The following is a 2,069-nucleotide window of genomic DNA, read 5'->3' on the forward strand; positions in this document are numbered from 1 at the left end:
TGCCGTGTGTCATGCACGGGCGGCGGACCGCCCGGTGCGACCTGCACCGCGCCGCCCGGTTGCGGGCGTCCCTGTCCCGGCGGTACGCCGCCCGGGCCGAGCCGCGGTTCCGCGCGATGTTCCCAGCGATCGCGGTCATGGAACCACGGCCGGTGACGGTAGTAGCGATCCCAGTACGCGCCGATCGCGAACCCGGTGATCGGCACGCCGATGATCGCGCCATATTCGAGCAGCGGCGCGTAACCGCCCTGGTACGGATAGTCGATCAGTTGCGCGTCGATCCAGCCGCGCACGCCCGGCAGCGCGACGTCGCACCACGAGTAGTCGCTCAGGCAGCCGAACACGTCCAGCGCGGTGCCCGGCGGAATCTGCGCGACGACCGGATAGTCGGGCGCCGGCCCGGCGAACAGTTCGGCCGGCGCGTTCGTGTAGCCGGTGCTCTGTGCCTGCGCCATGCCCGGCGCGGCCGCGAGGCCAAGCAGGACGACGCACAGACTTCGGACAATCGTGTTCCTCATGATGCTCTCCCGCGCGGTGCCGCCGCGCGCCGGTCAATGCCGATGCCCGCCCCAGCCGCCACCCCAGTGGCCGCCGCCCCACGGACGATGCCCGTACCCGCCGCGGCCACGCCAGCCGCCGCCCCAGCCGCCCCAGAAGCCGACCGAGATGGCCGGCGCGCCCCAGCCATACCAGCCCGGGTAATACGCGGGTGCATAGTATGGATACGGATAGGGATACGGCGGCGGATAGGCCGGCGCGACGTAGACAGGCGCCGAATCGGCCTCGGGCGGCGCAACCGCCACCGACGTCGGGCCCGGTGGAGCGGTGCCCGGCGTAGCCGGCGTGACGGGTAGCTCGCGCTGCGTCAGCGTGGCCGGTGCCGGCGCGTAATACGGAGCATAGCCATACGGGCTCGTGTAATAACAGCCGCCGAGGGTCAGCGTCGTCAATGCGAATACCGCACACCTCGCGGCAGGAATCGGGGTCATGTGTTGCTCCGGCAGAATCCACGCGCCGCCGCCGGGCGCGCGCCTGACTCTAGCTTACGTCCCCTGCAGATTTCCGCTCGGTATGATCGGTTACTTTTTGTTTCCTGTGCCGGGCGGTCGTGTGGGCATGCCGCGTGCTGGCACGTCTGCCGCGCCCGCGTTGAAGTTCGCGCAAATGCCCTCAACTTGAACGATGTCAGGCTGGCCGGCGCGGACAGGGGTTCGCGAGCAACCGGCGGCCCGAAACCGGCGGACTTCGGCCCGCCCCGACAGGAACGCGGCTCACGCCGCCATCGACATGACTACGCCACGCCCCACTCCCCGGGCGGACACGCCGCTCGATCCGATCATCCAGTTGCTGGCGCTCGCCGGCGAACAGGGTTATCTGACCCACGCCGACCTCGTCGACGCGCTGCCGCCCGAAAGCGACAGCCCCGACGCGCTCGACGTCGTGCGCGCCGCGCTCGCCGACATCGGCATCGCCGTGCTCGACGAGCCGGCCGCACCTGCGCCGTTCGCCGGCACGGTGCCTGTCGACGTCGATCGCGACGCGCTCGACGAAGGCCGCGCGATGCTCGGCGACCTCGCACGCGGCACGAGCGCGTCGACCGATCCGCTCGCGCTCTACCTGCGGCGCATGCAGGCCGTGCCGCTGCTCACGCGCGAAGGCGAGATCGTGCTCGCCCGCGAGATCGAAACGGGCCGCCACCAGATCCTGCACGCGCTCGCCGGCTGTCCGGCCGCCGTCGACGCGCTGCTGGCGCGTCACCGCGCAACGGCGACGACCGGCGCCGCCGGATCGTCCGATGACGACAGCGCAGACACGCCCGCGCCCGTCAGCGACGACGCGCTGCAGGCGGCCGTCGCGGCCTTGCGCGGCGCGCTACACGCGCATGGCTTCCGTTCGGACGAATACCGCGACGCGCGCAACCGCGTGGCCGCCCTGCTCGGCGCGATCCCGCGCAGAAACTCGGTGCGTGGCTCGGCGAGCCGGCGAACACCGAGGCGCTCGGCAGCTATGTGACGAAGCTGATGAGCTTCGCGCTCGACATGACCGACGACGCACGGATCCAGTCGTTC

The 2,069-nt window shown here is 71.3% G+C and carries 2 protein-coding genes and 1 pseudogene; 1 reads left to right on the top strand and 2 read right to left on the bottom strand.

What is annotated here, in order from left to right:
- Nucleotides 1–518: SH3 domain-containing protein (locus tag G3N61_RS38680; RefSeq protein ID WP_346778608.1), on the bottom strand; the 518-nt coding region annotated here is incomplete at its 3' end.
- 33 nt (nt 519–551) lie between these two features.
- Nucleotides 552–989 (bottom strand): hypothetical protein, encoded by a 438-nt coding sequence (locus G3N61_RS38685; RefSeq protein WP_089453202.1) that lies wholly within the window; start codon nt 987–989, stop codon nt 552–554.
- Between the two features lie 298 nt (nt 990–1,287).
- Here G3N61_RS38685 and G3N61_RS38690 point away from each other — a divergent pair.
- Nucleotides 1,288–1,947 (top strand): annotated as a pseudogene (locus G3N61_RS38690) (RNA polymerase sigma factor region1.1 domain-containing protein); the annotation flags it as partial.
- Nucleotides 1,948–2,069 lie beyond the last annotated feature (122 nt).

Source organism: Burkholderia sp. Ac-20349 (assembly GCF_017104865.1).
GTDB lineage: Bacteria > Pseudomonadota > Gammaproteobacteria > Burkholderiales > Burkholderiaceae > Burkholderia > Burkholderia aenigmatica.

Excerpts from the sequence above, each read along its gene's own strand:
- G3N61_RS38685 (WP_089453202.1), bottom strand. The coding sequence starts at position 989 with ATGACCCCGATTCCTGCCGCGAGGTGTGCGGTATTCGCATTGACGACG.